The sequence below is a fragment of the Lawsonella sp. genome (assembly GCF_011525565.1).
Lineage (GTDB): Bacteria > Actinomycetota > Actinomycetes > Mycobacteriales > Mycobacteriaceae > Lawsonella > Lawsonella clevelandensis_A.
In genome coordinates this window covers 17518-43281 of record NZ_WVRS01000005.1, presented here as the reverse complement: position 1 = coordinate 43281, position 25764 = coordinate 17518, and the positions used below count along the sequence as shown (strand labels likewise).

At 56.1% G+C, this 25764-nt stretch carries 16 protein-coding genes and 1 pseudogene; 13 read left to right on the top strand and 4 right to left on the bottom strand.

Going from position 1 to position 25764, the window contains the following annotated elements:
- The first annotated feature begins 240 nt into the window (after window positions 1-240).
- Window positions 241-1752 (top strand): lysophospholipid acyltransferase family protein, encoded by a 1512-nt coding sequence (locus QZV76_RS04360; protein WP_290598592.1) that lies wholly within the window; start codon window positions 241-243, stop codon window positions 1750-1752.
- Window positions 1749-2617: pseudogene (locus QZV76_RS04355) on the top strand (HAD family hydrolase). Before QZV76_RS04360 ends, QZV76_RS04355 begins: the two are co-directional and overlap by 4 nt.
- A gap of 123 nt (window positions 2618-2740) precedes the next feature.
- On the opposite strand, the gene QZV76_RS04345 reads toward QZV76_RS04355, so the two are convergent.
- From QZV76_RS04345 to QZV76_RS04335, 3 genes are all read right to left on the bottom strand, one after another.
- Window positions 2741-4051 (bottom strand): lipase family protein, encoded by a 1311-nt coding sequence (locus tag QZV76_RS04345; protein WP_290598589.1) that lies wholly within the window; start codon window positions 4049-4051, stop codon window positions 2741-2743.
- 118 nt (window positions 4052-4169) lie between these two features.
- On the bottom strand, window positions 4170-5456 hold the full coding sequence (locus QZV76_RS04340; RefSeq protein WP_290598588.1) for a lipase family protein: 1287 nt from the start codon (window positions 5454-5456) through the stop codon (window positions 4170-4172).
- A gap of 133 nt (window positions 5457-5589) precedes the next feature.
- The gene (locus QZV76_RS04335) at window positions 5590-6837 is read right to left on the bottom strand and encodes a lipase family protein (protein ID WP_290598587.1); all 1248 of its coding nucleotides are present in this window, start codon (window positions 6835-6837) and stop codon (window positions 5590-5592) included.
- 261 nt (window positions 6838-7098) lie between these two features.
- Here QZV76_RS04335 and glf point away from each other — a divergent pair, with 261 nt between their 5' ends.
- The 7 genes from glf (at window position 7099) to QZV76_RS04300 (ending at window position 20247) form a co-directional block, all read left to right on the top strand.
- A complete protein-coding gene (gene glf / locus QZV76_RS04330) occupies window positions 7099-8301 on the top strand; it encodes a UDP-galactopyranose mutase (protein ID WP_290598586.1) in 1203 nt (400 codons plus the stop codon).
- Window positions 8301-10454: a glycosyltransferase gene (locus QZV76_RS04325; protein ID WP_290598585.1), complete on the top strand. Its 2154-nt coding sequence runs from the start codon at window positions 8301-8303 to the stop codon at window positions 10452-10454. Before glf ends, QZV76_RS04325 begins: the two co-directional genes overlap by 1 nt.
- A 6-nt stretch (window positions 10455-10460) precedes the next feature.
- The gene (locus tag QZV76_RS04320) at window positions 10461-11057 is read left to right on the top strand and encodes a phosphatase PAP2 family protein (protein ID WP_290598583.1); all 597 of its coding nucleotides are present in this window, start codon (window positions 10461-10463) and stop codon (window positions 11055-11057) included.
- Window positions 11058-11089: 32 nt separating this feature from the next.
- The gene (locus QZV76_RS04315; protein ID WP_290598581.1) at window positions 11090-12076 is read left to right on the top strand and encodes a DUF732 domain-containing protein; all 987 of its coding nucleotides are present in this window, start codon (window positions 11090-11092) and stop codon (window positions 12074-12076) included.
- A gap of 76 nt (window positions 12077-12152) precedes the next feature.
- A complete protein-coding gene (locus QZV76_RS04310) occupies window positions 12153-14066 on the top strand; it encodes an AMP-binding protein (RefSeq protein ID WP_290598579.1) in 1914 nt (637 codons plus the stop codon).
- A 113-nt stretch (window positions 14067-14179) separates the two neighbouring features.
- Entirely contained in the window at window positions 14180-19237 is a 5058-nt protein-coding gene (locus QZV76_RS04305; RefSeq protein WP_290598578.1) for a type I polyketide synthase, read from the top strand.
- Between the two features lie 50 nt (window positions 19238-19287).
- The gene (locus tag QZV76_RS04300) at window positions 19288-20247 is read left to right on the top strand and encodes a decaprenyl-phosphate phosphoribosyltransferase (RefSeq protein WP_290598639.1); all 960 of its coding nucleotides are present in this window, start codon (window positions 19288-19290) and stop codon (window positions 20245-20247) included.
- Between the two features lie 125 nt (window positions 20248-20372).
- Here QZV76_RS04300 and QZV76_RS04295 read toward each other — a convergent pair whose 3' ends face one another.
- Entirely contained in the window at window positions 20373-20945 is a 573-nt protein-coding gene (locus QZV76_RS04295; RefSeq protein WP_290598576.1) for a hypothetical protein, read from the bottom strand.
- A gap of 413 nt (window positions 20946-21358) precedes the next feature.
- Here QZV76_RS04295 and QZV76_RS04290 point away from each other — a divergent pair, with 413 nt between their 5' ends.
- From QZV76_RS04290 to QZV76_RS04275, 4 genes are all read left to right on the top strand, one after another.
- Window positions 21359-22384 (top strand): alpha/beta hydrolase family protein, encoded by a 1026-nt coding sequence (locus QZV76_RS04290; protein ID WP_290598575.1) that lies wholly within the window; start codon window positions 21359-21361, stop codon window positions 22382-22384.
- An 84-nt stretch (window positions 22385-22468) separates the two neighbouring features.
- A complete protein-coding gene (locus QZV76_RS04285; protein WP_290598573.1) occupies window positions 22469-24235 on the top strand; it encodes an alpha/beta hydrolase-fold protein in 1767 nt (588 codons plus the stop codon).
- Between the two features lie 36 nt (window positions 24236-24271).
- Window positions 24272-24751: a DUF732 domain-containing protein gene (locus QZV76_RS04280; protein ID WP_290598571.1), complete on the top strand. Its 480-nt coding sequence runs from the start codon at window positions 24272-24274 to the stop codon at window positions 24749-24751.
- A 30-nt stretch (window positions 24752-24781) separates the two neighbouring features.
- Window positions 24782-25744, top strand: a complete 963-nt coding sequence (locus tag QZV76_RS04275) for a cutinase family protein (RefSeq protein ID WP_290598569.1) — start codon at window positions 24782-24784, stop codon at window positions 25742-25744.
- The last annotated feature ends 20 nt before the right edge of the window (window positions 25745-25764 follow it).

Below are 25764 nucleotides of genomic sequence, written 5' to 3'. Positions count from 1 at the left end.
AACTTAGGGAGTGGGTACTGCTTCACCGTACATCGTACCCGCGTGCCGGTAAAACGTTGTTTCTGCAGCTAAATAGCTAGTTGTGGGGTGGATTACACAATTTTGCAGGCGAACTGGCTAAATACCGCCCTAATTTAGTGGTATGCGTCACACTTTTGGGTTGTCATGTCTAAAAGCACCAGTTTCAATGGAAAATGTTGTTATCTAGTTTTCTTCTAATTTTCGCATTACAGTGGGGGAATGGCGTTCGAACCTCTCTTTGCAGTGGCAAACCACCTCTCAAAATTTATTGCGCGTGCCCTTAAATACAATGTCATCATCACCGGGGAGGAGAATATTCCCCGCAAAGGCGGCGCCCTCCTCTGCATCAACCACACCGGATACGTAGACTTCTACTTCGCTGCCATGCCGCTTCTGGCCGCCAAACGCCAACCGCACTTCATGGCAAAACAAGAAATTTTCGAAAACCCCATCGCGGGACCGCTCATGCGTGCCCTGGGGCAAATTCCGGTGGATCGTATCGCCGGTCGCGATTCCATGAATATGGCAATCGACAAACTCAAAAACGGGGAAATTGTGGGCATCTTCCCCGAAGGCACCATGTCCGACTCCTTCGAGATTAAGAGCCTAAAAACAGGTGCAGTGCGCATGGCGCAGACCGCCGGCGTCAAAATCTATCCCGTTATCGTGTGGGGATCCCACCGCGTATGGCGCCGCAACACAAAACCCAACCTGGAGCGCAACCTCCCCTTCATGGTGCACTACTGTGAGCCCATTGATGTAGCAGGCGGCGACGTCGACGAACTCACCGAACAACTCCACACCGTTCTCAAGGACACCTTAGAGGACGTCCGCAACCGCTACTTTGAAGAATTCGGCCCCTTTGAGCCGGGCCTTCCCTGGGTACCCGCTCGTTTTGGAGGCAGTGCCCCCACCTTGGAGGAAGCACAGGCTGACGACGACAGAATCGACAAGCACCGCAAGTACGCCAACTCGGTGATGCGGCACTCGGCGAAAGCGGCCAAAGAGGTCCATTCCGCTATCCTCAACACAAAAGATGCCACCCTTGACGAGGCCGATCCGGAGGCTAAACTCTCCCGGCTTACCAGTATGCGCGAAGCTGCCGAAAGTCTTACGAAAGCGGCTGAGGAACTTGTGGAGGCCGCTGAGCAAGGCGGGGAAGAAGTGAAGCGTAAAGCCGGTGCCGGATCACTGCGTTACATGACGGAGACGGTTGCATCTGCGACAGTGGAGTTGGAGCAGGCAACTGTTCGTTCTGCCCGTAAAGCCTCCCGCAAATTGGGCGCGGGCACGGATTCGGTGACGGAATTCGCGACAGGTTTCCGGCATCGTGCTGCCAAATCGTTACAGTCGGGTGCGGAGTATCTTTCGCAGAAAGCTGAATCGCTGCTGGCGTATCTCTCCGATGCTGAGGAGACAGTGCGGAAGTCCAGCGAGGAGCGGCATATTCGCCACGCCATCGCTCGTGAGAAGCGCATGGAGCAGGCCGCTGCCGACGAGATCCGTACAGCTATTCAAAAAGAAGAAGCTGCAGTAAAACACGCCGAGCGGGAGACGTCTCGGGCCTTGGAGAACGCTGCCCGCGCCACCGAGGAAGTAATACGAGTTTTTGACGACACCGCTACCGACGATGCAGAACTAGACGATGCGGATTTAGATGACGCTAATGAGCTAGGCAATGCAGAGCCTAATGCCGAGCCTAACCCCGAGCTCAACGGCGATGATGCATGAGTGATGGTGGCCAACGCTCATTCGCTCCTTGTGCACGCGGCGGATTAAGGCTGGTAGCAACCGATCTTGACGGCACACTGCTGGATTCCCACAAGCAGGTGTCGCCCCGTAGCCGCGCAGCTATCGCACGTCTCGCGGAGCGCCATATTCCACTCATTGTCGCCACGGGTCGCCCTCTTCGGTGGCTTCCTCCCGTGTGGCAGCAATTACCGGTCTCTCCCCTGTGTATCTGTATGAATGGGGCGCTTATCTATGATGCTTTTCGCCATAAGATACTGCGGCGCACGCTATTACAGTCGGCGGAGTTGACGGATATTGTGCAGTCTATTCACCGGGCTCTCCCGGAGGCGTGTTTCGCGGTAGAGCGTAGCGGTGCGGATACGCAATCCCAGGGTGACGGGCACTTACCGGGAGAGTTCCTTATCGCCGAGAATGCGGAGGAAGTCTGGTATGAGCAGAATGCCCCACGCACTACCCTGGCGGCACTGTCGGAGGAACCGGCGGCGAAACTGCTCGTGCGGTGTACAGAATTGTCTAGCGCGGAGATGGCGGAGATAGTGCGCCCACTGGTGGATCCAGTAGCACACGTAACGTACTCCATCGACAGTGGATTATTGGAGATTTCCCACCCATTGGCCACAAAGGGGAAGCGCTGGCGTACCTGCTGGATTGCTGGGACGTGCCGGAGGAGGCCGTAGTGGCTTTCGGAAATATGCCCAATGATATGGATATGCTGCAGCTATCCACGTGGGGTGTTGCGGTGGAGAATGCGCATCATGCAGTTTTGGCGGCGGCGGATGAAGTAACAGCATCCAATGATGATGACGGCGTCGCTCTCGTCATGGAGAGACTGCTAGCTGAATAATAACTGCTGGCTGAATAATACAAGGGTGGGGCGGGAAGCTGTGTGCTTCCCGCCCCACCCTTGTAGTGAGACTCTTTGTGGTGAGACTCGATGAAGAGATAGAGAGGTTGTGCCCCGTACTATTTACTTAGTGGAGGGCTTTAACTGTCCTAGGGGCAGAATGTTGTATTCGCGGCCCTCACAGAAGTCATTCGGGGCAGGAAGTCCTGCGAATCGACTCTGTGCCCAGGCTAGTGCACCGGGGAGTCCCACGAAGCCCACAAGCAGGTGCTCGGAGAGGTCCATGGTGGCTAGAGTGACGTGCGTGCCGGCCTTGCAGTAGCGGTGCGCTAGTTGCTTCAGCTTGGCGACGGGCACTGCAATGTCCTGGTTGCCGTGGTAGAAGTAGAGCGGCATCTTGGGGTTCAACGGGTAGTACAGGGGGCTGTTTTCCCGCACGACCTTGAACTCGCGGTGCTGTTTGTAGACGTCAACATTGTTGAAGACGGTACGCATGGATTGTCCGGAGAAGCTGGCAACCATGGTGGAGACGCAGGAGTCTTTAAGCCCATTGCGCATGCGTTTCTTCCACTCTGGGCGCATGCGGTCGTAGATGTTCATGCGGTCGGGGTATTCGCGCTCCAGCCCAATCATGGTGCCGGCGAGGATACCGAATCCGGGGTTTGGCCTGTTTCCCAGGGCTTTCCCCATCCATTCCATATCTGCGGGGGTACCGCCGGCGGCAGCACCAACGAAGTGGGGAATGGGTGCGTACTTCGGCGCCATGGCGGCTGCGATGACGGTTGTCATGGCACCGCCAGAATATCCTCCGAGGATAACTTTAGAGTGGCGGGAGTTGAACTTGGGGGTGGTGACAAGTGCGGTAACGGCGTCAAGAATAATGTGCCCAGCAAGAATGTTGGCACCGTAGGCACCTTGCATTCCCTCGAAGTCGGGGAGGAGGATATTCCAACCCATGGTGAGTGCCGCGTTAAGCCCAGCGGTAATTTCCGCGGCGGTGGTGAGGGATTCAACATTGTTGAACTGGTTAATGGGGGTTGTCAGCGAGAATGTCGGCTGACATTCCGTGCCGAGAGAGTTGATGAAGTGGTTGTACACCAGCGTTGGCACGTTGGGGAGGGCATAGGAATGTGCCTGGCGGAGGAGAAGTGCCGTGGAGAAGATCTTCTCTCCGTGGGAGTTTGTGGAGGCAAACACCATCTGTTCCGCCATAGTGCGGGGGAACTGCGGCAGCTTCATGCTGCGGCTCTTAATGAGCTTGCCGTGCGTGAGGTTCTGATACTTAGATTTCGGAACCTGGAAGTAGGGGTCTTTTACCTTGGAGGGGTAAATGGGGGTGGCATTAGCGCCGGGGGATACGGTTACTGCGGTACCCGCTGCTAGTGCTAGTGCGCACAGTGCCGACACGACTTTTTTTCGACAACTGCGAATCATCAGCTTTCTCTCTTTCTCTTAATACGTAGCTGGGCAATACTCTAGCGATTTCTTGCCTAAGCTGGTACTTTGCTCCCCTGCTGGAGGAGAGCAAAGTATGTGTAAAAGTTTAGTGGCCTTAGCATTCAGTGTTCTTTGGGGGTATTCCGGCGAAACGGCCTAGGACCCACGGGAAGGCAATCCAGGCGCCTACTGTGGCGTTGGCGACGTGGTTGAAGACGTGGGTGTCAACAAGCTGAACTTTCAGGTGTGGGCTGGTTGCGCACCAGTGTTTTGTCACTGTCCGAATGTAGCGGATGGGGACGAGGTCGTCACGGTCGCTGGACCAGAGGAAGGTGGGAACGCGTGGTGCTGGCTTGTAGTTAATGATGCTGTTTTCTGCGAAAACTTTGAACTCATTATGCTGCTCGCGCAGTTTCACGTTGTTAAACATGGTGGTGGCGGACTCGTTCTTCATGGCGTCCAACATGCGGGGAGTGCAGGCGTCGCGGTTAGCGTTAACAATGCGCTTGCCCTTCTTGGATAAACGGTTGTAAACGTTCATCCGGTTGGGGTATTCGCGTTCCAGCCCAAGCATGGCGCCCATAATGATGCCGAAACCGGGGTGGCGGTTGTTACCGAGGGCTTTCCCCATCCACACCATGTTAGCAGGCATTCCGCCGGCTGCCATGCCCACAATGTTGAGGTTAGGGGCGTAGGTGGGGGCCATGGCGGCGGCGTAGGCGGCTACCATGGCACCGCCGGAGTAGCCGGACAGGATAATCTTCGGGTTGGGGATATTGAGGTGTTTAACCTGGCGGGCTGCCTTAATGGCATCTAGTGTGATGTGTCCGCCAAGAATGTTGGCGCCGTAGGCAGATTGTAGTCCTAGGAAGTCGGGGAAGATGGTGGTAATGCCCCACACTGCAGCAAGTGCACCCATGCCGATGAGGGATGCGTTGCGAGTCGTAATTTCGGCTTTGCGTGCGGCGTTGGGGGTTCTACCAGCAGTGGTGATGTAGTCGGCGGCGGCGTTAAATGCGAAGGACGGCTGGCACTCTACCCCGAGGGAGTTAATGAAATCGTTGTAGATAAGGACGTTGTTGTTGGGGCGGGCAATGATGGGTCGCATGACGCCAGCACTGGCTAGGACGGCCTTACCGTGTGAGTTTGTGGTTTTGAAGACGTATTGGAAAACCTGTGTACCCTGTACAACAAAATTGGAGACGGGACGTATGCGGATAAGGGTTCCATTGGGGACGGAGTCCAGTTTGGCTTGGCTGACGTTGAAGAATGGCCCTAGGGGAGTGTCGTCGAAAATGGGGGTGGCGTTGGCCTCTCCCGTGGAGATGCATGAACCTGCCAGCATAGTGGCGGCAAGTGTGGCAGCAACGAAGTTTTTCAGACGGTGGCGTTGTGCCGTCATGGGCGGTAATCCTATCTTCTTCTGCAAGTCTTTATGAGACTTAGTTTTGGCCTAGTTGTGGAGCCTCAGCCTGGGGCCCAGTTATTTTTATGTAATTGTACGAGTTCGATGTAGCGGTTTGGTATAGCGGATTTTAGGAAGGGATGTGGTTGCAGTCGTCTCGTATGGGCGTACCGTGTCCCATTTTCCAGAGCCATTGGGCTGCGACGGGAAGATCGTAGTAGGCGGTGGAAACGTGGTTCGGGTTATTCACCTCTTTGTATTGTATATGAACTCCGGCGGCACAGTAACGGCGCAGTGTTGCTCGTAGTGGCCTAATGGGGGCGGAGGCGTCTGTGTAGGAGCCAAAAACGTAGAGTTTTGTTCCGCGGCTGGGGTGACGGCGGTCGTAGTAGAGACTGTTGGCGCGAAGAACGCGGAAGGCGTCTTTTTCTTTATCCGGGCGCAAGCTGACACCGTTGAAAACAGTGTCGATGGATTCCCCTTTAAGGGATTCCAGGAGGCGCGGGGAACAGGCATCTTTCAAACGACGTAGTTTGTCCTTGCCGTGTTCAGACAGGCGAGGGGTGACGCGCATGCTCCGGGGGTATTCGCGTTCTAGGCCGACCAGGGAAGCGAAGGCTAGTCCGAAACCGTCATTGGGTCGGTTTCCGAAGGCGAGACCGTAGTATTGCAGGTCTGTGGGGACGCCGCCGACTGCCACGGCGGAGAAGTGAACATTGGGGGCATACTGTTGGCGGAGGTTAAGGGCCCACAGGCTTGCCATGCCGCCGCCGGAGTAGCCGAGCATTCCCGTCCAACTGTGCTGCATACCTAGTGCAGAGGTGGTTTTCATGGCGCGAACGGCGTCAAGGATAACGTGTCCGGAATGAATATTCGCGGTGTAGGCGGCTTTCATGCCTTCGTGGTCGGGGATAAGGAAGGCATAACCATAGTGGGCGGCGATGGCGGCGTACCACATGGAGATGAAGCTGCGAGTGTTCCACTCGGGGTTGAGGTTTGAATAGGAGAAACTTGGCTGGCAGCCAATGCCGAGGGAATTGATGAAGTCATTGTAAACAATGACATTTCCGTTCTTGGGGAAGTTAGCGGGTTTGACGAGGACAGCGGTGCCGTAGGTGGGCTTGTTGAAGGTGTTGCGGGTGGCGAACACCATTTGGGTGGCACTTCCACCGGGGACAAGAAAAGCGGGGAGTTTACGACTACGGAGAAGCTGGCCGTGTTCCTTGTTCTTGTATTGGGAGGTAGGAACGTTGAAGAACGGGTCAAGTATGGGGGTCGGTATGGTAGCAGCGGCTTCAGCTGTTCCCGGGGTGATGAGGCCGACGGTGAGAGCAAGCACGCCTGCTGCAGCGAGGAGTCGTGTAGTCAAACGCTTCATAATTCTCTTTCTTAATCCCTATCCAAAGCGTGAACCAAGAAAAGTATCACGATAGATAGATTAACTCAAGGCAAGTCACATTTGTAACAATTTTAACAGTATTAACAATTCTGAAAAAACTACTACACGCGATCTCCCTAATTTTCGCTAGGCTTAAAGAGACTCACAGCCAAGGCAGTGCCAAAGACGAATCGTACCCATATTCTGTTGCACCCTTCCGCGCGAGTTTTCTTTCCTGACATGAGAAAAGGCGTTTACATAATGAGCACCCAGTCATACGACCTCATCGTGGTCGGATCCGGCTTCTTTGGACTAACCATTGCTGAACGTGCCGCCAGCCAGCTTGGCAAGCGCGTCCTCATCATTGAAAAACGCTCCCATATTGGCGGTAACGCGTTCTCCCAACCCGAACCAGAAACCGGCATTGAAGTACATCAGTACGGCGCCCACCTCTTCCACACTTCCAACGAACGTGTGTGGAACTACGTCACCCAATTCACCAAATTCACGGACTACCAGCACCGCGTCTTCGCCATGCACGACGGCAAAGCCTACCAATTCCCCATGGGGCTCGGCCTTATCTGCGAATTCTTCGGCAAGTACTACAGCCCGGACGAAGCCCGCGCCCTCATTAAAGAGCAGGCCAGCGAAGTCAACACGGAAGACGCCACCAACCTGGAAGAAAAAGCCATCTCGCTAATCGGCCGCCCCCTCTACGAGGCTTTCGTGCGCGACTACACCGCCAAACAGTGGCAGACCGACCCGAAGGAACTCCCCGCCAGCAACATCACCCGCCTGCCGGTGCGCTACACCTTCAACAACCGCTACTTCAACGACACCCACGAGGGGCTCCCCGTAGATGGCTACGCCGCCTGGCTCCGCGCCATGATCGACCATGACCTCATCGACGTGCAGTTGGATACTGACTGGTTCGACGTCCGCGCCGACATTCGCGCCGCCAATCCCGACGCCCCCGTCGTCTACACCGGCCCCCTCGACCGCTACTTTGACTACTCTGCCGGTCGTCTCGGCTGGCGCACCCTGGACTTCGACGTGGAAGTCCTCCCCATCGGCGACTTCCAGGGCACTGCCGTCATGAACTACAACGACGCAGACGTCCCCTATACCCGTATTCACGAGTTCCGACACTTCCACCCGGAGCGCGCCGACCGCTACCCCAAGGACAAGACCGTCATTATGAAGGAGTACAGTCGTTTCGCGGAGGAAGACGACGAGCCGTACTACCCCATCAATACTCCTGAGGATCGCAAGATTCTTGCTGCTTATCGGGAACTTGCTGCCCAAGAAACCGCTAATGACCAGGTACTCTTCGGTGGCCGTCTAGGAACGTATCAGTACCTGGACATGCACATGGCTATCGCCTCTGCCCTCACCATGTTCGATAACAACCTGACCCCTTACTGGACTGAGGGTGCTCCCCTGAAAGGAAAGGGACAGCATTAATGACAACTGCTCCAACGTCCGCACAATTCTCCTCCTTCGCGGGGGAGCGGCTCGCCCACATCATCACCCCGCGCCCCGGTGAGCCTCTCGACGTCCGCAGTCTCTACATGGTGGAAGCCTCCACCAATCCGCGCCGCTGCCACGCCCCGAGCCGCACCACCCTGTGGATCCCGGCAGACTCCGAAGTTTCTTTTGAAACGTACTTTAACGGTCTGCCCGCCTCCTATTGGCGACGTTGGAGCACTCTCACTTCTGTTGTCCTACGTCTGCACCTTACTGGGTCGGGCCGCGTGGATACCTACCGTTCCAAGATCGACGGATCCCGCATCGGCATTACGGGTGCGTCCTTTATTGGTGATGTTGACGCTGCCGCCACACCTGTATCCGCACCTGCCGCATCCGCTATTGGCCCGCAGGTAACTCGCTGCGCAGACGGCTCCAGCATTGTCGAAATCACCCTGGATCTGGGGCCTTTTGAGGATGGCGGCTGGATGTGGTTCGACATTACCGCCGACACCCCCGTAGAACTTTTGGAGGGCGGCTGGTACGCCCGCACGCCGGCTCCCGCCACTATCAACTATGTGGACCCCGACACGGGCCTAACCCAGGAACTGGATAACTCCAACAAGGTGGTTATCGGTATCCCCACCTTCAACCGCCCCGATGATGCCGTCGCCGCCCTGAAAGCATTAGCCTCCGACCCGGACGTGGACGCCGTCATTGAGGCTGTCCTGATGCCGGACCAGGGCACAAAGAAAGTTATCGACCACCCCGAGTTCGCTGCTGCCGCAGGACATTTCGGTATCGGTGGAGGTGTAGACGGAGCCACCGACGCAGCAGGTAAACCCCTCACTACCTCCCCGGATGGTCGCTTCTTCCGTTTTGAGCAAGGCAACCTGGGTGGCTCCGGCGGATACAGCCGCATCATGTATGAGGCCCGCCAACACACCACCGCGCCGTTCATCCTCTACATGGATGACGATATTGCCATCGAGCCGGACAGTATTCTGCGCGCTGTCGCTTTCGCCCGCTTCGCCAAGAAACCCATGCTGGTGGGTGGCCAAATGCTCAACCTCCAGGAACGCAGCCACCTGCACTCCATGGGTGAGGTCGTCAACCGCGCCGACTTCATGTGGACCTCCGCCCCGCACGTCCACTACGACCACGATTTCAGCCAGTACCCGCTGTCGGCCGCTCGCGACCACCGCGGCGCCAAAAACACTGGCCTGGCTGATCCCCGCTGGGAGGAAACCGCCGACCTGCACCACCGGATTGATGTGGACTACAACGGCTGGTGGATGTGCCTCATTCCGCGCATTGTGGCCGACACTATCGGCCAGCCCCTGCCACTGTTTATTAAGTGGGATGATGCCGAGTTCGGCCTGCGCGCCGGCGCCCACGGCTTCCCCACCGTCACCATGCCCGGTATCGCCATCTGGCACATGGCCTGGTCAGACAAGGATGATGCGATCGACTGGCAGGCCTACTTCCACCTCCGCAACCGCCTGGTGGTAGCTGCCCTCACCCAGCCCACAAGCGCCTCTATTAACGGCTTGCTGGCCTCCATGGCGAAAGCCGCCATGAAACACACTCTCTGCCTGGAATACAGTACTGTCGCCATCCAGATTGAGGCGGTTAAAGACTTCCTGCGCGGCCCCGATGCTCTCTTCGAGCTTCTTCCCACCGCACTTCCGAAGGTGGCAGCCATGCGTCGCGATTACCCCGATGCGGTTGTTCTCCACTCCGCCAGTGATCTCCCCGCTCCCTCCGGTGGTCCCGGTGGGGTGACGGTAGAGCCGCGCGGTATCCGTAAAAAGGTTGTGGCACTGGCAAAAGGCGTGCTGCATTCAGTACGTCCAGCAGACTCCGACCACCACAGCACTCCGCAGATGAATCTGCCCCCTATTGATGCCCGCTGGTATTCCCTCAGCCGACTAGATGGGGCTACCGTCACCACCGCAGATGGGCGCGGCGTGGTGTATCGCCAGCGTGATCTGGATAAAGCTAAAGAGTTACTACGGGAAACATTCGCCATGCATAAGCAGTTGCGGGAACAATGGTCGGATATGCAGCGCCGCTACCGTGCCGCACACCCGCAGCTGACCAGTATGGAAGCCTGGTCGCAGATTTTCGGGCCAGAAACACTCGATTAATCCCACATGAGCATAGAGAATACTGACATGGAGAACACCGTCACAGACAACATGTCCAGCACTCCCTCCGATCTTTCCCCGGAAGAGAAAATTCTGTGCACGGTACAGAAATGGTGCCGCCCCTACCCCTGGACAGTAAAAGTTGCGCAGGGGCTTTCCCACTTCGGTGAGCATTCCCTGGGCTGGCTTGTTTTATCCGGTCTAGCGGCGCTTACCTTCCCTAAGCATCGGGAGCAGTGGGGGCTGGCAGCTCTTTCTGCCTTCGGGTCGCACGCTTTAGCTGTCATTATTAAAAGAATTGTGTGGCGTCCGCGCCCGCACCACCCGGCTATTGACGTCAATGTGAAAACCCCTAGCGCTCTGAGCTTCCCCAGTTCGCACGCCACCAGCACCACCAGTTGGGCGACTAGCGCCGCTACTATTAGCCATAATCCACTGCCGCTGGTGCTTAGCCCCATCATGATGACATCCCGCATGATAGCTGGTGTTCACTACCCCACGGATGTTGCTGCAGGTGCTGCTCTAGGGGCTGTCAGCAGTGTGGTGACCCATAAATGGGGTCCGGCCGTGTTGCAGCGGTTACGGAGTAGAAAAAATCATTAGTATGGCGTCGTAAGTACCCCTAAGGAGCAACTATGCCCAACTCACCATGCTTCCCTCATTCGCGCCCCCCACGGAAGTCGACTAACGCGGAACCTTCCTCTGCTGCGAAACGGACTCCCCGAGCGGGCCAGCCTGGTCGTGCTTCTGCACAGCGTATCGGCGGATCTGCCGCCGGTGCGTCGCGTGGTGATAATCAGCGTGGCGGTATGCGACCCCGACGTGGTAGTGCACAGACTAGCCGCAGCACACAGCCTCGCGGTACTGCACAATCTCGGAGTACTGCGCAATCTCTCACTGGTGCGCAACTTCGCGGTGGACAGCCTCGCCGTGGTGGGCAGTCCGGTCGTAACCGGAACTCTTTTCCAGCAGGGGGAAACTCTCAGAACAAGAATTGGGATAAAGATTGGGGAAGAGCCTGGGGTGATGTCAGTGGTGCTAACTATGAAACCCAACCGGAAAATGCTGAGCCAAAAAGCTCTGGCCGATTTTCTGCCGCAGGTTTCTTCACAAAGCGCAATACCATCATTATTGGCGCTATTGTGCTGGTGCTTATCATTGTGATTTCGCTGGCCGTAGCCCACCACAATTCCAACAGCGATGATGAGTCCACTGATGCAACCGTCACCACTTCTACAACGGTAACCGAAAACGGTACTAGTACTCCCACAGAAGAGGGTTCTGGCGACGACGGTGATATCCCTCTGGACTTTTCGCAACTCTCCATGGATCCATCAACTGACCCCAATTCGAAAGCATATTTTGCAGCCTTGAAGAAGGCCGGTATGCCGGTAAGAAAGGGCATGGAAACTGCTGTTTTAGGGATGGGCTACACGCACTGTCAGGTACTATATGCCGGCAGTGACACTAACAAGCAGGCCAAAGAAGTTGAAGATGTCATGATGGACACTTTTGTGCAGATGACACCCGGAGTGAAGAAAGAAAAGGCTAGAAAAGCTATTGCGCAGGCTGCTGATGAACATTTGTGTCCGGCTTTAGAAAAAAGCGTTGGGAAAAACTAGCCCGTGTAACATTTTTCCCGGTAGCAGCGATGAACCCAGTGACACAGTCAACATCACACCTTTAAGGAAGGTTTACATGTCCTTTGAAGTAGAGTCGTTCTTCCGCGGCACCACTATCGATACCTCCCTCCTGACCACATTCCCTGATCTTGCAGAGAAACGAGTCGCGCAGATTGTTGCTGGCGAGGCGGAAGATTATCCGATCTACCGATTCTTCGACTATCTACAGGACCCACAGCCCACTCCCGAATCATTAACATGGCTGTCATTTGTTACCCGCACGAAAGCTATTGCGGCACAACTACAACAAGTGTGTGAACGCGGTGACCGAGTAGTCATTATGATGCCGCAGCACCTTGACTACGTCACGGGCTTCTTTGCTCCCCTCTTCGGCGGCCAGATCGCTATCCCCGCATTCAGCCCCACAGAACCTTCCCACGCTGGCTACCTAGAAGCCATCCTCACAGATGCAGAACCCAAGGTTATTCTGACAGACGTAAAGGTGGCAGGCGCTGTTCGGAAATTCTTAAAGAGCGTTGACGTTAAAAACAAGCCACGCATTATCGCCGTAGAAGGAATTGAAGACGGCATGGCAGATGCCTGGGTTGATCCCCAAGTAGAACCCACAGATATTGCTTATCTGCAATATTCTTCTGGCTCCACGCGCCGTCCCACCGCCGCAGAGATTAGCCACCATGCTGCCCTCTGCAATACTCTCCAAATCATACGGACACTGGGATTAAAACCGCACATGCGTGCTGTCGACTGGATCCCAATCTTCCATTCCATGTCCCTCATTTATCTGTTCGCTGCCCCACTTTCCTATGTGTGCCTCGACTTCATGGAGCCGGCTGCATTTCTACAGCAGCCCTCCCGATGGGTCAATGCCCTCCAGTCCATTAATGGCGAGGATGTTTTCTCCTCCGGCCCAGACTTCGCTTTTGCGCTAGCCGCTGCTCGCGGTAAACCCGAGGACGGTCAATCTCTGGATCTTTCTAATGTTGTCGCGTTGATGAACGGCTCCGAATCCGTCACCCAGAGCACGGTGGATCTTTTCAACGCTACATTCGGCCCCTACGGTTTGCGCTCCGATGCTATGCGCCCCTCCTATGGCATGTCTGAAACCACTACTGGTGCCGCTACTCTCGAAAGCGGCACCCCCACCTTCATCGCCAAAGTTGACGGCCATGAACTGGCAGAAGGAAAGTTCGTTGAGATAGCTCCCGAGGAGGCTGACAAGGGGATTTCCCAAGTTGGTGTTGGCGTACCATTCCTGAACGAGTATGCCGTGATTGTCCACACTGAATTTGATGAGAACGGCGAATACCTAAGGCGCGGTTCTGAAATACCGGACGGTACCATCGGCGAAATTTGGATTTCTGGCCCGAACCTAGCCTCCGGCTACTGGAATCGTCCCCAAGAAACAGTAGCTACTTTCGACAATGAACTAGTTAAGGCACTCCCCGACGACATCACCCACACTATTCGCCAGGGTGAACGCGTCGCCGCCGATACTAAGTGGCTGCGCACCGGTGACTGCGGCGCCTACTACAATGGGCAGCTCTTCATCACAGGCCGTGTGAAAGACCTCGTCATTGTGGATGGTCGTAACCACGTTGCCACCGATATTGAAGAGACCGTAATTATGGCAGGCGAAGGTAAATTCCTCCCCAATACCGTTGCTGCATTCTCAGTGGCTGCTCGGGAACTGCTAGATTCTGCTGTTAACCGCACAAACCGCACTATTCCCTCCGATACGAAGGGGGAACAGCTGGTGATTGTGGCAGAGAATAATCCCGATAACGAAGTGGAAGATTATGCAGAGGTCTTTACCTCCGTGCGGTCTTTGATCGCACGTCGCCACGGTGTGCAGGTAGCTGACTTCCGCATTGTTGAGCAGGGCGTTATCCCCCGCACGCCGACGCAGAAGATTAAGCGTTCGGCATGTCGTAGCGCTTACCAAAATGATGCCCTCAACGCGCGTTTTTAGTGTGTTGTAGACATCCTGTCCAGTAAAATCTAAAGAGCTTGTGGGTAGCCTATCTGCCCATGTAGACACAGTTTTCACCGCCTCGGGTGAAGCATGGAGAATTGAGACTTATTGTGAAATCTGATCTTACGGTTGTTGAACTCATTGCCTGGATGCGGGAATGGATTGCAAACGACGTAAGTATTACCGTTTCGGAAGTAAACCCGGACAAGCCTTTTGAAGAGTTCGGCCTATCCTCCCGAAGTATTCTGGAACTCACTGGGCAGTTGGAGGACCTCACCGGAAAATCCATCAATGCGGCAGTGATCTACCAGAACCCCACAGTAAACAAACTGGCAGTTTTCCTCCTTGACGACTCCGACCCAGCAGCCGAAACCTTCCACAAGTCCCGCGACCGCTCCACCGTGGAAGGTGCAGACATTGCCATCATCGGCATTGCCACCCGCTTCCCCGGCGACGCCAACACCCCGGAGGAATACTGGACTCTTCTCCACGACGGTGTGGACGCCGTCACCGACCTCCCCGACACCCGCTACCAGGAGTTTCTTGAGGATAAAGAAGTAGCGGCCAAACTCGACGCGGCACCCACCCGTGGTGGCTACATTAAACCCGAGTACATTCGCTACTTCGACCCCGAATTCTTCTCCATCGCCCCCCGCGAAGCTGAACAAGTAGACCCGCAGCAGCGCATGCTCCTCGAACTCACCTATGAAGTATTCGAGGACGCCCACCTGCCCATCTCCGAACAGCGCGGCCATAAAGTAGGTGTTTTCGTAGGCGCCTCCAGCCAGGACTACGCCCGCATTCTGGAAAGCGACTACTCCGCCTTCCACCCCTATTCCCTCACAGGCCTATCCCCCGCTATCCTCTCCAACCGCATCTCCTACACCTTCGACTTCCGCGGCCCCTCCATCTCCATGGACACCGCCTGTTCCTCCTCCCTGGTGGCAGTGCACCAGGCAGTGCAGGCACTCCGCCGCGGCGAAAGCTCCCTGGCGGTAGCCGGCGGCATTAACCTCATTCTGGCACCCGGCACACAGCTAGCCTTCGCAGACCTGGAGACAGTGCTCTCCTCCGACGGCTATATTAAAGCCTTCTCCAATGACGCCGACGGTATTTCCCGCTCCGATGGCGCCGGACTGGTCCTGCTGAAGCGCCTCCAAGATGCAGAAGCCGACGGGGACCATATCTACGCTGTCATTAAGGGCTCCGCCGTGAACCAGGACGGCCGCTCCAACGGCATTACCGCCCCCAATCCGGACGCCCAGATGGAAGTTCTGGCCGACGCCTACCAGGACGCCAACATTGCCCCACAAGACGTGGACTATGTAGAAGCTCACGGCACCGGCACTATCTTGGGTGACCCCATTGAGGCCCTCGCTCTGGGTAAAGTTTTGGGCTATGGCCGCGACGCGGAAAAACCCCTCCTTTTGGGTTCCTGCAAGACGAACTTTGGGCACATGGAATCGGCTGCCGGTTCCGCCTCCCTCATCAAGCTGGCGTTGGCCATGGATAAGGGCGTTATTCCCCCCATGCTGCACTTCGCCGGCCCCAACCCCTACATTGATTTCGAGGGTGACCATCTGGAGCCCGTCACCGAACTACGGGAATGGCCACGCTACTCCGGTAAGGCTGTGGCTGGCGTGTCCGGCTTCGGTTTTGGTGGCACTAACGCCCATGTTGTGGTGGAGGAATACACTGGCCCCGCTGCTGGCTCTGCTGATACTGCTGGCCTTGCTGATGCGGCAGATAGCGCCGCTACACCGGAGCTCAGCGAGGAAGAGCGCACCCAGTTGGAAGCGGAAAACGCCATGTTCGAGGACGTGGAAGAACCCGCCACCTACGTGCTGCCAATCTCCGGCACCCTCTCCACCCGCGCCCGCCAGTCTGCCAAGCATGTAGCGGACTGGCTGGAAGACAACCCGGACGTGGATCTGGCGGCCGTCGCCCACACCCTGGCCACCCGCTCCATTGGTCGCTTCCGCAATGAGGTCATTGCCACCGACATGGACTCTGCTCGCGCCGGGCTCCTAGCCGTTGCCGAGGGAACAGAATCCCCGAACGTCTACAGTGGCCACCACACCGCCCTGGAAGGACCCGTGTGGGTGTACTCCGGCTTCGGCGGACAGCACCGCAAAATGGGTAAGCGTCTCTACCTTGCCGACAAGTTCCGGGGAGACTTCGGCGGTATTTTCGCCGCCTCCTTCGACAATGTGGCAAAGCTGATCCAGGAGGAATCCGATAAGGATATTCGCCAGATTATGCTGGACGATGCCCTCAGCTGGGATACAGAAACTGCCCAGGACGGCATTTTCGCCATCCAGGTAGCCCTCACTGACACCCTCACCTACTTCGGCTGCCAGCCCGCTGCCGTCATCGGCCACTCCATGGGTGAGGTTGCCGCCGCCTACGCTGCCGGTGGCCTCAGCCTTGACGATGCTGTTCGCGTTATCTGTGTCCGCTCCCGCCTCCTCGGCGAAGGTGAAGCTAACCTCTCCGCAGAGGAGCAGGGCGGTATGGCATTGGTGGAATACTCTGCTGATGAAATCGCCCAGCTAGTAGCCGAGAACCCCGGCAAATTCGATACGGTAGAGCCCGCCGTCTACGCCGCCCCCACGCAGATTACGGTGGGTGGCCGGAAGATCGATGTAAAGGCTTTTGTGGACTACGCCACCGAACACGGCAAATTCGCCCGCATGCTGCCAGTGAATGGCGCCGGGCACACGTCCATGGTGGCGCCGCTTATTGGTGAACTTATTGGCGAGATTGCCGATATTGAGCCGCGTCCACTCCGCTGTACACTCTTCTCCTCCATTGATAAGGACGCCGTGTACCGGGCTGGCGATACGCCAACGGACTACAAGTACTTCGCGAAGGGTATGCGCCATTCCGTCTGGTTCACCCAGGCTGTGACGCAGGCCTGCCAGGCTGGCCACACCTGCTTTATGGAAGTGTCCGCACACCCGGTGGCTATTCTGTCTGTGGCTGCCGCTACCTACGCCGCCAAGATTCCCAATGCCAAACTCTTCTACACGCTGCGTCGTAAAGAGTATGAGCCGAATACGCTGGTGCGTGCTATCGCCCAGTTGGCGGCTGATGGTCACCCAACTAATCTTCGTAACCTGGCTCTTACCCGCGACTATGCGGATGTGCCGCGTACCGGATTCCAGCGTAAATACTGCTGGACCAGTTCCCGCCTATCTGGGTCCAACGATTCCCATCTGCCGGGTGCGCATGTTCTTCTGCCCACCGGCCAGCATGTGTGGAATGTTCAGAAGAAGGCTGTGAAGACGCCAGAAATGCTGGCTCTTGCTGCCGCCGACTACTGCTATGGGCAGGACGCTGTAGTAACCGCCTGGGAGATTCTTGGGCAGGACGCGAGCGATTCCGCTGCTGGTGACGGCCACTACGTCACCATGCTGGAAGAACAGGGCGCTGCTACAACCGCCGCGGTCACAAGTGACGCTGCCGCGCAAGACGCTGACGCTGCGGTAAAGACCGCTACAGTGGAGATTTTCGCCCAGCAGAATAACGAGTCCGTGAAACTGGCTGTTGCCACTATTACCGTGGGTGACCCCAGTGCAGAGCCGGCTATTGTTGCCGAGCAGCGCAGCCAGGATGAGTTGGATTCGGAGGATTTCCTCGCCGAAAACAATACGGATAATGACTACTATGACCCCACCACGGGGGAGACCATTCTGGAGCGTCTTACCAAGATTGTTGCCACGAATTTGGCCTATAACCCGGAGGATCTCACCAGCGAACTGCCACTGATGGAACTGGGTCTGGATTCCCTGATGGCGATCCGCATTAAGAACCGTATCCAGTATGAGTTCCAGATTCCGGAGCTGGATCTCATGGTGGTTCGCTCTTCCACTATTGGTGACGTTGCCGAATACATTACTAATGTGAGGGAAGCCCAGGTGCAGGGCTTGTCAGCGGAGGAGGCGTCGCAGGTTTCCGCGCAGAAACTGGCGGAGAAGCGCTCCGGTACACAGACTGGTGCACAGACAGGTGCCGACAGTGCCGATGCTGCTGCCACCGCTGGTGCTAACGCTGGCGCCGGTGCTGCCCATGCCGCAGATAGTGCAGAGACGAATGTGCCGCCGCGTGATGCGTCCGAGCGTCTCGCCTTCTCCACGTGGGCTACCGTTACTGGCGAGTCCGCGGGTGATGTTCTGCACCCGCTACCGCAGATTGGTGACGATACCCGCGCTAAGTTGGCGGAGCGGTTAGCGGAGCGCACTGGTTCCGATATTGACCCAACACTCCTGAGCGATGTGAAGAACATTGAGCAGTTGGCCAACATTATTCGCCCCTTCCTGGAGAAGGAAGTGGAGGGCCTAGTGCGTACTCTGCGGGACTTCCCCACAGAACAGCATGCGAAGGCACTTTTCCTCTTCCACCCGGCGGGTGGTACTACCGCCCAGTATTCTGCACTGGTGGATGATCTTCCGAAGGATCTTCCCGTGTTCGGTTTGGAGCGTGTGGAGGGCCCACTGGAGGAGCGCGCTGCCGCATACCTTCCGGCTATTAAGGAAATTCAGCCGGAGGGCCCCTACACGTTGGGTGGCTGGTCGCTGGGTGGTGCACTGGCCTATGAGGTTGCTAAACAGCTTATTGCCGCCGGCGATGAGGTTGCTTCTATTCTCCTCATTGATACTGTGCAGGCTTCTGAGCCGGATCCGGGAACGCGGGAGGAACTCCATGCCCGCTGGGATCGCTACGGTGCGTTCATTAAGAAGACATATGGTCTGGACTTCCAGGTGCCGCATGAAATGCTGGACGCGCAGGGTGAAGAGGGCATGATGAAGCTCTTCGCCCAGATGGCTACTAACCCGAATCTTGCGCGCGCTGGCGTGTCGGCGGCGGTGTTGGAGCATCAGCGTGCGTCCTTTGTGGATAACCGCATGTTGGCCAGTATTGATATGAGTAAGTGGGCGTCTGTGCAGGTGCCTGTCACACTGTATCGGGCTGAGCGTATGCATGATGGTGCCATTGAATTGGAGCCACGTTACGCCCATATTGATCCAGATGGTGGCTGGGGGAAGATTGTGAAAGATCTTACCGTGGTGCATCTGAAGGGTGACCACTTGTCGGTTATTGATGAGCCGGAAGTGGGGAAGATTGCCCGCGACATTATTAAGCGTCGGACAAACTTGGGATTGTAGTAATGGCACAGGATCCAGCGAACGCGAATAGCGACACCGCCGACGACGCCATGTTTGAGGAAACGGAGTCGGCGGCGGAGATGACGCAGGAGGGTCGCCAACTGCGGCCACCCCGTAATCTGGCTGAGGCAATGTGGAAGGCTCTGCGCCCGCGGCAGTGGGTGAAGAACATTCTGGTGGTGATGGCGCCACTGTCTGCCGGTACGGAGGTGGTGACGGATCCGCATGTGTTGCTGCAGGTCCTGTATTCGTTCATCACGTTCTGTCTGGCATCGTCGTCCATTTACCTCATTAATGATGCGCGGGATGTGGAGGCGGATCGGCAGCATCCGGTAAAGCGTTTCCGCCCCATTGCGTCTGGTGTGCTGCCGCTGCGGCTGGCCTATGTGATGGGTGTTGTGCTCATGCTGGTGTCGGTATTGCTGGGCTATTTCTTGTCCGGTAGTTCCCTGGCGATAGTGTTGGCTGTTTATATTGTGTTGCAGTTGGGCTATTGCTTTGGGCTGAAACACCAGATGGTGCTGGATATTGTGCTGGTGTCCTCGGGATTCCTGCTGCGTGCTATTGCTGGTGGTGTGGCGTCGGATGTGCCACTGTCACAGTGGTTCTTGCTGGTGATGGCGTTTGGTTCCATCTTTATGGCCAGCGGTAAACGCTATGCGGAGAAACTGTTGGCAGATAAGGAAGGCCGGCAGATTCGGAAGGTGCTGCAGTCCTATACAGGCACGTATCTGCGTTTTGTGTGGACGATGTCGGCGACGGCGCTTATTCTCTGCTATTCACTGTGGGCGTTTCAGCAGGGGCAGGCGACGGCTGACCATAGTGGCAGTTTGTGGTACGAGATTTCAATGGTGCCGTGGGCGATTGCCGTTATGCGCTACGCGGTGGATGTGGATCGTGGCGATGCGGGGGCACCGGAGGATATTGCCCTCAAAGACCATGTTCTGCAGGTCATTGCCCTATTGTGGCTAATGTGTATCGTACTGGCCGTCTACGTTTTCGGCGGCTAAGTTTGCACTAAAAATAGCATTACCACAAATAGCATTGCCGGCTACTGTCCCTCTCCCCGAGGTCAGTAGCCGGCATTTTATGGGGTGCTGCTAGCTGTGGTGACTGCTGCTAGCAGTACTGCTAATTATTTGACGGTGATGGGGGTGTCTGCGATCAGCATGGGGACGGTGGCTTTGGCTTCTTTTGCGGAGGTGGGGTGGTCGTAGGTGAGGGCGATACGGCACCCGGTGGCGCACGTGATAACGAAGGGGTTGGGGACGGGACCAGTGAGGGTGGTGTCCTTCTTGGTGATTTCTAGCGGGGAGGTGGCTACGCCGTCTTTGTTGATGCGGACTCCGCCGGCGTCGGTGACGTTGTTGTTAATGCGCAGGTGGGATTTGGCGTTTTTGCCGTTTTTGACGCAGATGGGGAATTTTTTGGGGTGTGCTTCGCAGAAGAGGAGGTAGTAGCCTTTGGTGGTGTCTAGGCCGGTGACGGTGACGTTGACGGTATCGCCCCAGCTAACAGTGTCTTTGTCGAGGGTGATGGTGGCGGCGGGTGCGGCCCAGGCGGTGGTGGCGAAGAGGCCGAGGGCTAGAGCGGAGCTGCTAATAGTGGCAGCAGCTTTAATGAGGTGGGTGCGGATATTCAAGGGAGTGTGTCCTTTCAGTGACTGTCCATAGTTGGCATGGCTGGCATAGTTGGTGACGACTGCCAATAATTGTCCGTGTGTATTCCACGAACACCATACATATATTAGGTAAGCCTTACCTAAGGTATAAGGATTCAGAAAGGGCGTCAAATTTATTTTGTTATCGCATGTAGACGGAAACAGTAGATGTATAGCTAGAAACAGTAAATAAGTTTGCTGATTCATGTGTTACTAGTGTGACTAATGTGATTTAGTTTTGTATAGTCAGAGGAGTAATAAACTCTCCCATCTCGTCACAGCAGTAACAGTTAAGTAGTAGCCGGTCGCTAGCCAATTACTAGCCGATTACCGGGCTGAGCACGGGCTGAACGTGGGCTGAACATGAGTTGTTCGCTTTGGTTGTTCATAAAAAATTCAACTAAAGTAACAATCTCACTGTAGATGACGATAAACAGGGTATGAGCGCAAGGAAAAGAACTATGACTGTGAACAAGCGAAATAAATGGATAACGTCCCTAGGAGCATCACTCCTAGCTATTTCCTTGGTCGCCGGAATGGGTGTTAACCTTCCCAACGCGAACGCAAGTAACCGCAGTTCGCTCCGTCGTGACAACTCCTCCAACCGCCATTGCGAGTGGGATCCCGCACACTACTGGGTTCAGCAGTGCGAAGTATGGTCGGACTCAATGCACCGTAAGATCCGCGTGCAGGTGCAGCCGTCCAAGAATGGTGGCAAGCACGCGCTCTTCCTGCTTGATGGAATGCGTGCCCGCGAGGACTGGAATGGTTGGTCCCACGATGGTCACGCCCCCTCCGTTTTTGTGGACTCTGACATTACCCTGGTTATGCCCGTAGGTGGCGAAACATCCTTCTATTCAGACTGGAAGCGTAAGTCCTCCACAAACAACCAGAAATACACCTACAAATGGGAGACGTTCCTCACTAAGGAACTCCCCGGCTACCTCAACCGTCGTTTCGGTGTAGCCTACACCGGTAATGGTGTCGGTGGCTTGTCCATGTCCGGATCTGCCGCCTACACGTTGGCCCTCTACCACCGCCCCTACTTCACGCAGGCATTGAGCTTCTCCGGATACATGAATGTGTCCGACCCCGTTATGCAGCGTCTCCTGCAGTACGCAGCGAAAGATGCCGGTAACTACAACCTCGAAGACATGTGGGGACCCTACAGCGACCCTGCCTGGGTACGTAACGACCCGTATGTCAATGCGGAAAAGCTACGTGGACTTCACCTGTTCATGTCCTCCTCCACGGGCATTCCCGGCCGCTACGACGACCCCAAGACTAAGCAGGAAGCCATCAACACAACTGTTGGTTTCATGCTGGAGGGGCTTGCCCGTCAACAACACATCAAGATGAAAAAGCGCCTGGAGGAACTCGGTATTCCGTGCCGTCACGTCTTTATGGCCAATGGTATTCACAACTGGGGTTATTGGCATGACCAGCTGGTTACTGCCTACCCGTATGTAAAAGCTGTTCTTGGATAGAAAGTAGCTCTCATTCCGGGGGAGGGGAACCCACGGAGGGATAGCTAAGCCCACTGTTCATTTTTGTTACCTGTGAGGTTTATGATGCTTCGTCCGTTCCGTTCCGCTCGTGCCACTGGCACCATTGTCGCGGCATCGCTACTTATTGCCACGCCTGCGGTCGTTGTCCCCACCCTGGGCGCACACAACATTGGGCCTATGGCCGGTGTTTTCGCCCAGGCGGCGGGGCAGCCCACCATCACCAAAACGAAGTGGCTCTCCGATCGCCATGTCGCTATCTGGATCAATAGCCCCGCCATGAAATGCGTGCGGCAAGTACAACTCCTCTTGCCGCCCACTTTCAAGAGCAATCCCCGACTGTCGTACCCTGCCCTCTATCTGCTAGACGGTATGCGTGCCGCCACCTCCTATAGTGGCTGGACGAAGTATACGGACATTATACAAACAGTTGATAAGGCCGAGTTCATTACCGTTCTCCCCATTGGTGGGGCGGCATCGTTCTATACGAACTGGGAGAAATCCCCCGAGCCGAAGAACGCTATGCAGTGGGAGAAATTCCTCACGGTGGAACTCCCCAACGTGTTGCGGAACCACTGGCGCGTGAATAAGAGCGCCGGTGTGGCGGGGCTGTCCATGGGCGGTACTGCCGCCGTGAACCTGGCCGAACGTCACCCCAGCCTGTACCGCTTTGTGGGCTCCTACTCCGGCTATCTGGATACGTCCTCCGATGGTATGGGGGAGGCCATTGACCAGGCCATGCGGGAAGTGAAACCGAAGTACCACGCCACCCAAATGTGGGGGAAGTACCAGTCCGCTAACTGGCGTGCCCACGATCCGAAACTGCACGTGGATCGACTCTCCGGGAAGAGTATTTATATCTCCGCCGGATCTGGCAACACTGGCCCCTACGATAAACCCTCCCAAGTGGAAGGTATTCCCGAAAATACTGCCGCCTACACGCTAGAGATCCTTTCCCACCTGACGTCGAAAACATTTGTGAGTGCGGCGGAGCAGGCCAATGTTCGCATGACGGTTAAATTCCGTCCCTCGGGAACACACTCGTGGCCTTACTGGCAGTTTGAATTTAAGCAGTCCCTGCCACAGATTGCGAAGGCTCTCGGCCTGCCAACTGTGGGTACCACCCCCGGCAATATCCAGTACAACGACTCACTGTCCAGCTACGCAAAGCACGGTGACAGTACTGCTCAGTCTGCACAGTCTGCGCAGCCCGCTAAATCTGGGAAAGCGACTCCTACACGCAAGCCCTACCATGCCCCCGCCAAGGTAGCGGCAGAACTCAATAAGCGGAATCCGAATAAGCCTATCCCCTATAAGACACCCAAAAATAACTCCAAGTGTAAGACTGTGGGGGACATTAAAAAGTATCTGAAGGGGTACCCGGCTATCGCAAAAGCTGCTGGGCACTGCCAAACAGACGAGTATGCCGTACCCGGCGGACGTGCCCAAAACTTTGAGCATGGACGCATATTCTGGTCCCCCGGGACAGGTGCCGTCCTTGTTAAAGGCAAGGTTGATGAGGCCTACAAGAAGATGGGATCCTCCGGCTCCGTGCTAGGACTACCCGTCGATGAGGAACACAAGACCCACGATAAACGCGGCTACTACCAGGACTTCCAGGGTGGACGGCTGTATTGGTCCTTCCAGAATGGGGCGCACTGGGTGCGCGGTACCATTCTGGATAAGTATCGGCAGATGGGCTACACGTCCGGCAAGCTGGGCTGGCCAACCTCTAACGAGAAAGCGACGAAGAAGGGCGCTGTCTCTTCCTTTGAGCACGGTCGTATTGAGTGGACCGCTAAAAATAACACGGCGAAGTACTACAAGAAGTAACTATTCTGTACGTCTTACTACCGTAAGGACTTCATTATGCGAGAGAGTAACCGTCGCCCGCAGTATCGTCTTGCCGCCCTCAGTATGGCTGTGCTTATAGCGTGCAGTGGGCTTACTGCCTGCGGAAAATCTGACGTAGACGGTACTGGTGGAGATTCCGCGACGGAAACCTCCACGACATCGGCGTCCCCGCGTTCCTCCGATGGTGCCAATCCGGCGCAGCCGAGTGAATTGTCGGAGGATTACCCGGGGCCCTCCACTGTCATGCGTACTGCCCAAGATGATGAGTATCTGCAGGATCTCAAGAATCAGGGCGTTACGGTTGATGGTGTGGAGGACTCCCTTATCGGAACCGGAAAGTCTCTGTGCCAGGGGAAGGCGGAGACCGGCCGGGTCGATCCCGTGCTGGCGCGGGCTGTCGCAGGGCAGCTCGCGCAGCAGGGGAAAGCTAGCCAGGACACGAAGCAGACCTCCACTATTCTTACGAACACGGCAGTGAAGCACTATTGCCAGTAGAGTGGAACAGTCTGCCATTACCGGTTGTCCGTGAAGGAGGGACTGTCTATGTGGGGGAAAGAGACGAGCCCGCAACACGGTAAGAAACGTAGTGTGGGAATTATTGTGCTCACACTGCTTGTTGTTGTGGTGGTAGTTGGTGCGCTGCTGTGGAATGTGGTGGGGAACCGTCCTCAGAGTAAGCCTGCAAAAACAGCGGCGGTGAATCCTGCCGGCTGCCCCATGGTGGAGGTGCTGGCGGTGCCAGGGACGTGGGAATCCGAGCCCAATGATGACCCCTTCCACCCCCATTTCCGCCGTAATGCCATGCTGCTGAACGTTACTCGCCCCCTGCAGCAGCATTATGACTCGTCCCGCGTACGGGTATACACCATTCCTTACCTGGCCCAGTTCCGGAATATGAATTCCGAACACGAGGCCAGCTATGATGATTCCCGCGAGCAGGGGAAGGACCGTCTAGCGGCGGAAATGAGCCGCATGAATCAGCATTGTCCACAGACGAAGTTCCTGTTGACGGGCTTTTCGCAGGGTGCTGTTATTGCCGGTGACGTTGCCTCCGATATTGGCAATAGTCGCCTTACCATTCCCGACAAGAATATGCTGGGTGTGGCACTGCTGGCAGATGGCAGGCGCGTGAATGGGCAGGGTATTAATCCTGGTAAACCGTTAAATGGGCAGGGGCTAGAGGTTACGTTAGGGCCCATGGGTAGTGGGCTAGGCATCATATCCGGTACTGACGCCACTATGAAGGGCCGTCGCAGTGACGGTTTTGGGGTGCTCAATGAGCGCACCTACCAGTTGTGTTCAGAAAAGGATATTGTCTGCAACGCCAGTAAGAACCCCGTCACGCTCATAGAAAAAGGGCATAATTTCTTCTCTAACAACCCTATTCACTCCCAATACAATACGAATCCCGATGTTGTTCCCGGTACTACTGCCACACGGTGGATAGTGCAGTGGATGGAGAAACTAATTAATACCGCATTGGCATAGGGGAACGAGAGTACTGCGTA

What these genes read in the sequence shown, in the direction of transcription:
- QZV76_RS04360 (WP_290598592.1), top strand. Translation starts at nt 241, where the DNA reads ATGGCGTTCGAACCTCTCTTTGCAGTGGCAAACCACCTCTCAAAATTT.
- QZV76_RS04345 (WP_290598589.1), bottom strand. Translation starts at nt 4,051, where the DNA reads ATGATTCGCAGTTGTCGAAAAAAAGTCGTGTCGGCACTGTGCGCACTA.
- QZV76_RS04340 (WP_290598588.1), bottom strand. Translation starts at nt 5,456, where the DNA reads ATGACGGCACAACGCCACCGTCTGAAAAACTTCGTTGCTGCCACACTT.
- QZV76_RS04335 (WP_290598587.1), bottom strand. Translation starts at nt 6,837, where the DNA reads ATGAAGCGTTTGACTACACGACTCCTCGCTGCAGCAGGCGTGCTTGCT.
- glf (WP_290598586.1), top strand. Translation starts at nt 7,099, where the DNA reads ATGAGCACCCAGTCATACGACCTCATCGTGGTCGGATCCGGCTTCTTT.
- QZV76_RS04325 (WP_290598585.1), top strand. Translation starts at nt 8,301, where the DNA reads ATGACAACTGCTCCAACGTCCGCACAATTCTCCTCCTTCGCGGGGGAG.
- QZV76_RS04320 (WP_290598583.1), top strand. Translation starts at nt 10,461, where the DNA reads ATGAGCATAGAGAATACTGACATGGAGAACACCGTCACAGACAACATG.
- QZV76_RS04315 (WP_290598581.1), top strand. Translation starts at nt 11,090, where the DNA reads ATGCCCAACTCACCATGCTTCCCTCATTCGCGCCCCCCACGGAAGTCG.
- QZV76_RS04310 (WP_290598579.1), top strand. Translation starts at nt 12,153, where the DNA reads ATGTCCTTTGAAGTAGAGTCGTTCTTCCGCGGCACCACTATCGATACC.
- QZV76_RS04300 (WP_290598639.1), top strand. Translation starts at nt 19,288, where the DNA reads ATGTTTGAGGAAACGGAGTCGGCGGCGGAGATGACGCAGGAGGGTCGC.
- QZV76_RS04290 (WP_290598575.1), top strand. Translation starts at nt 21,359, where the DNA reads ATGACTGTGAACAAGCGAAATAAATGGATAACGTCCCTAGGAGCATCA.
- QZV76_RS04285 (WP_290598573.1), top strand. Translation starts at nt 22,469, where the DNA reads ATGCTTCGTCCGTTCCGTTCCGCTCGTGCCACTGGCACCATTGTCGCG.
- QZV76_RS04280 (WP_290598571.1), top strand. Translation starts at nt 24,272, where the DNA reads ATGCGAGAGAGTAACCGTCGCCCGCAGTATCGTCTTGCCGCCCTCAGT.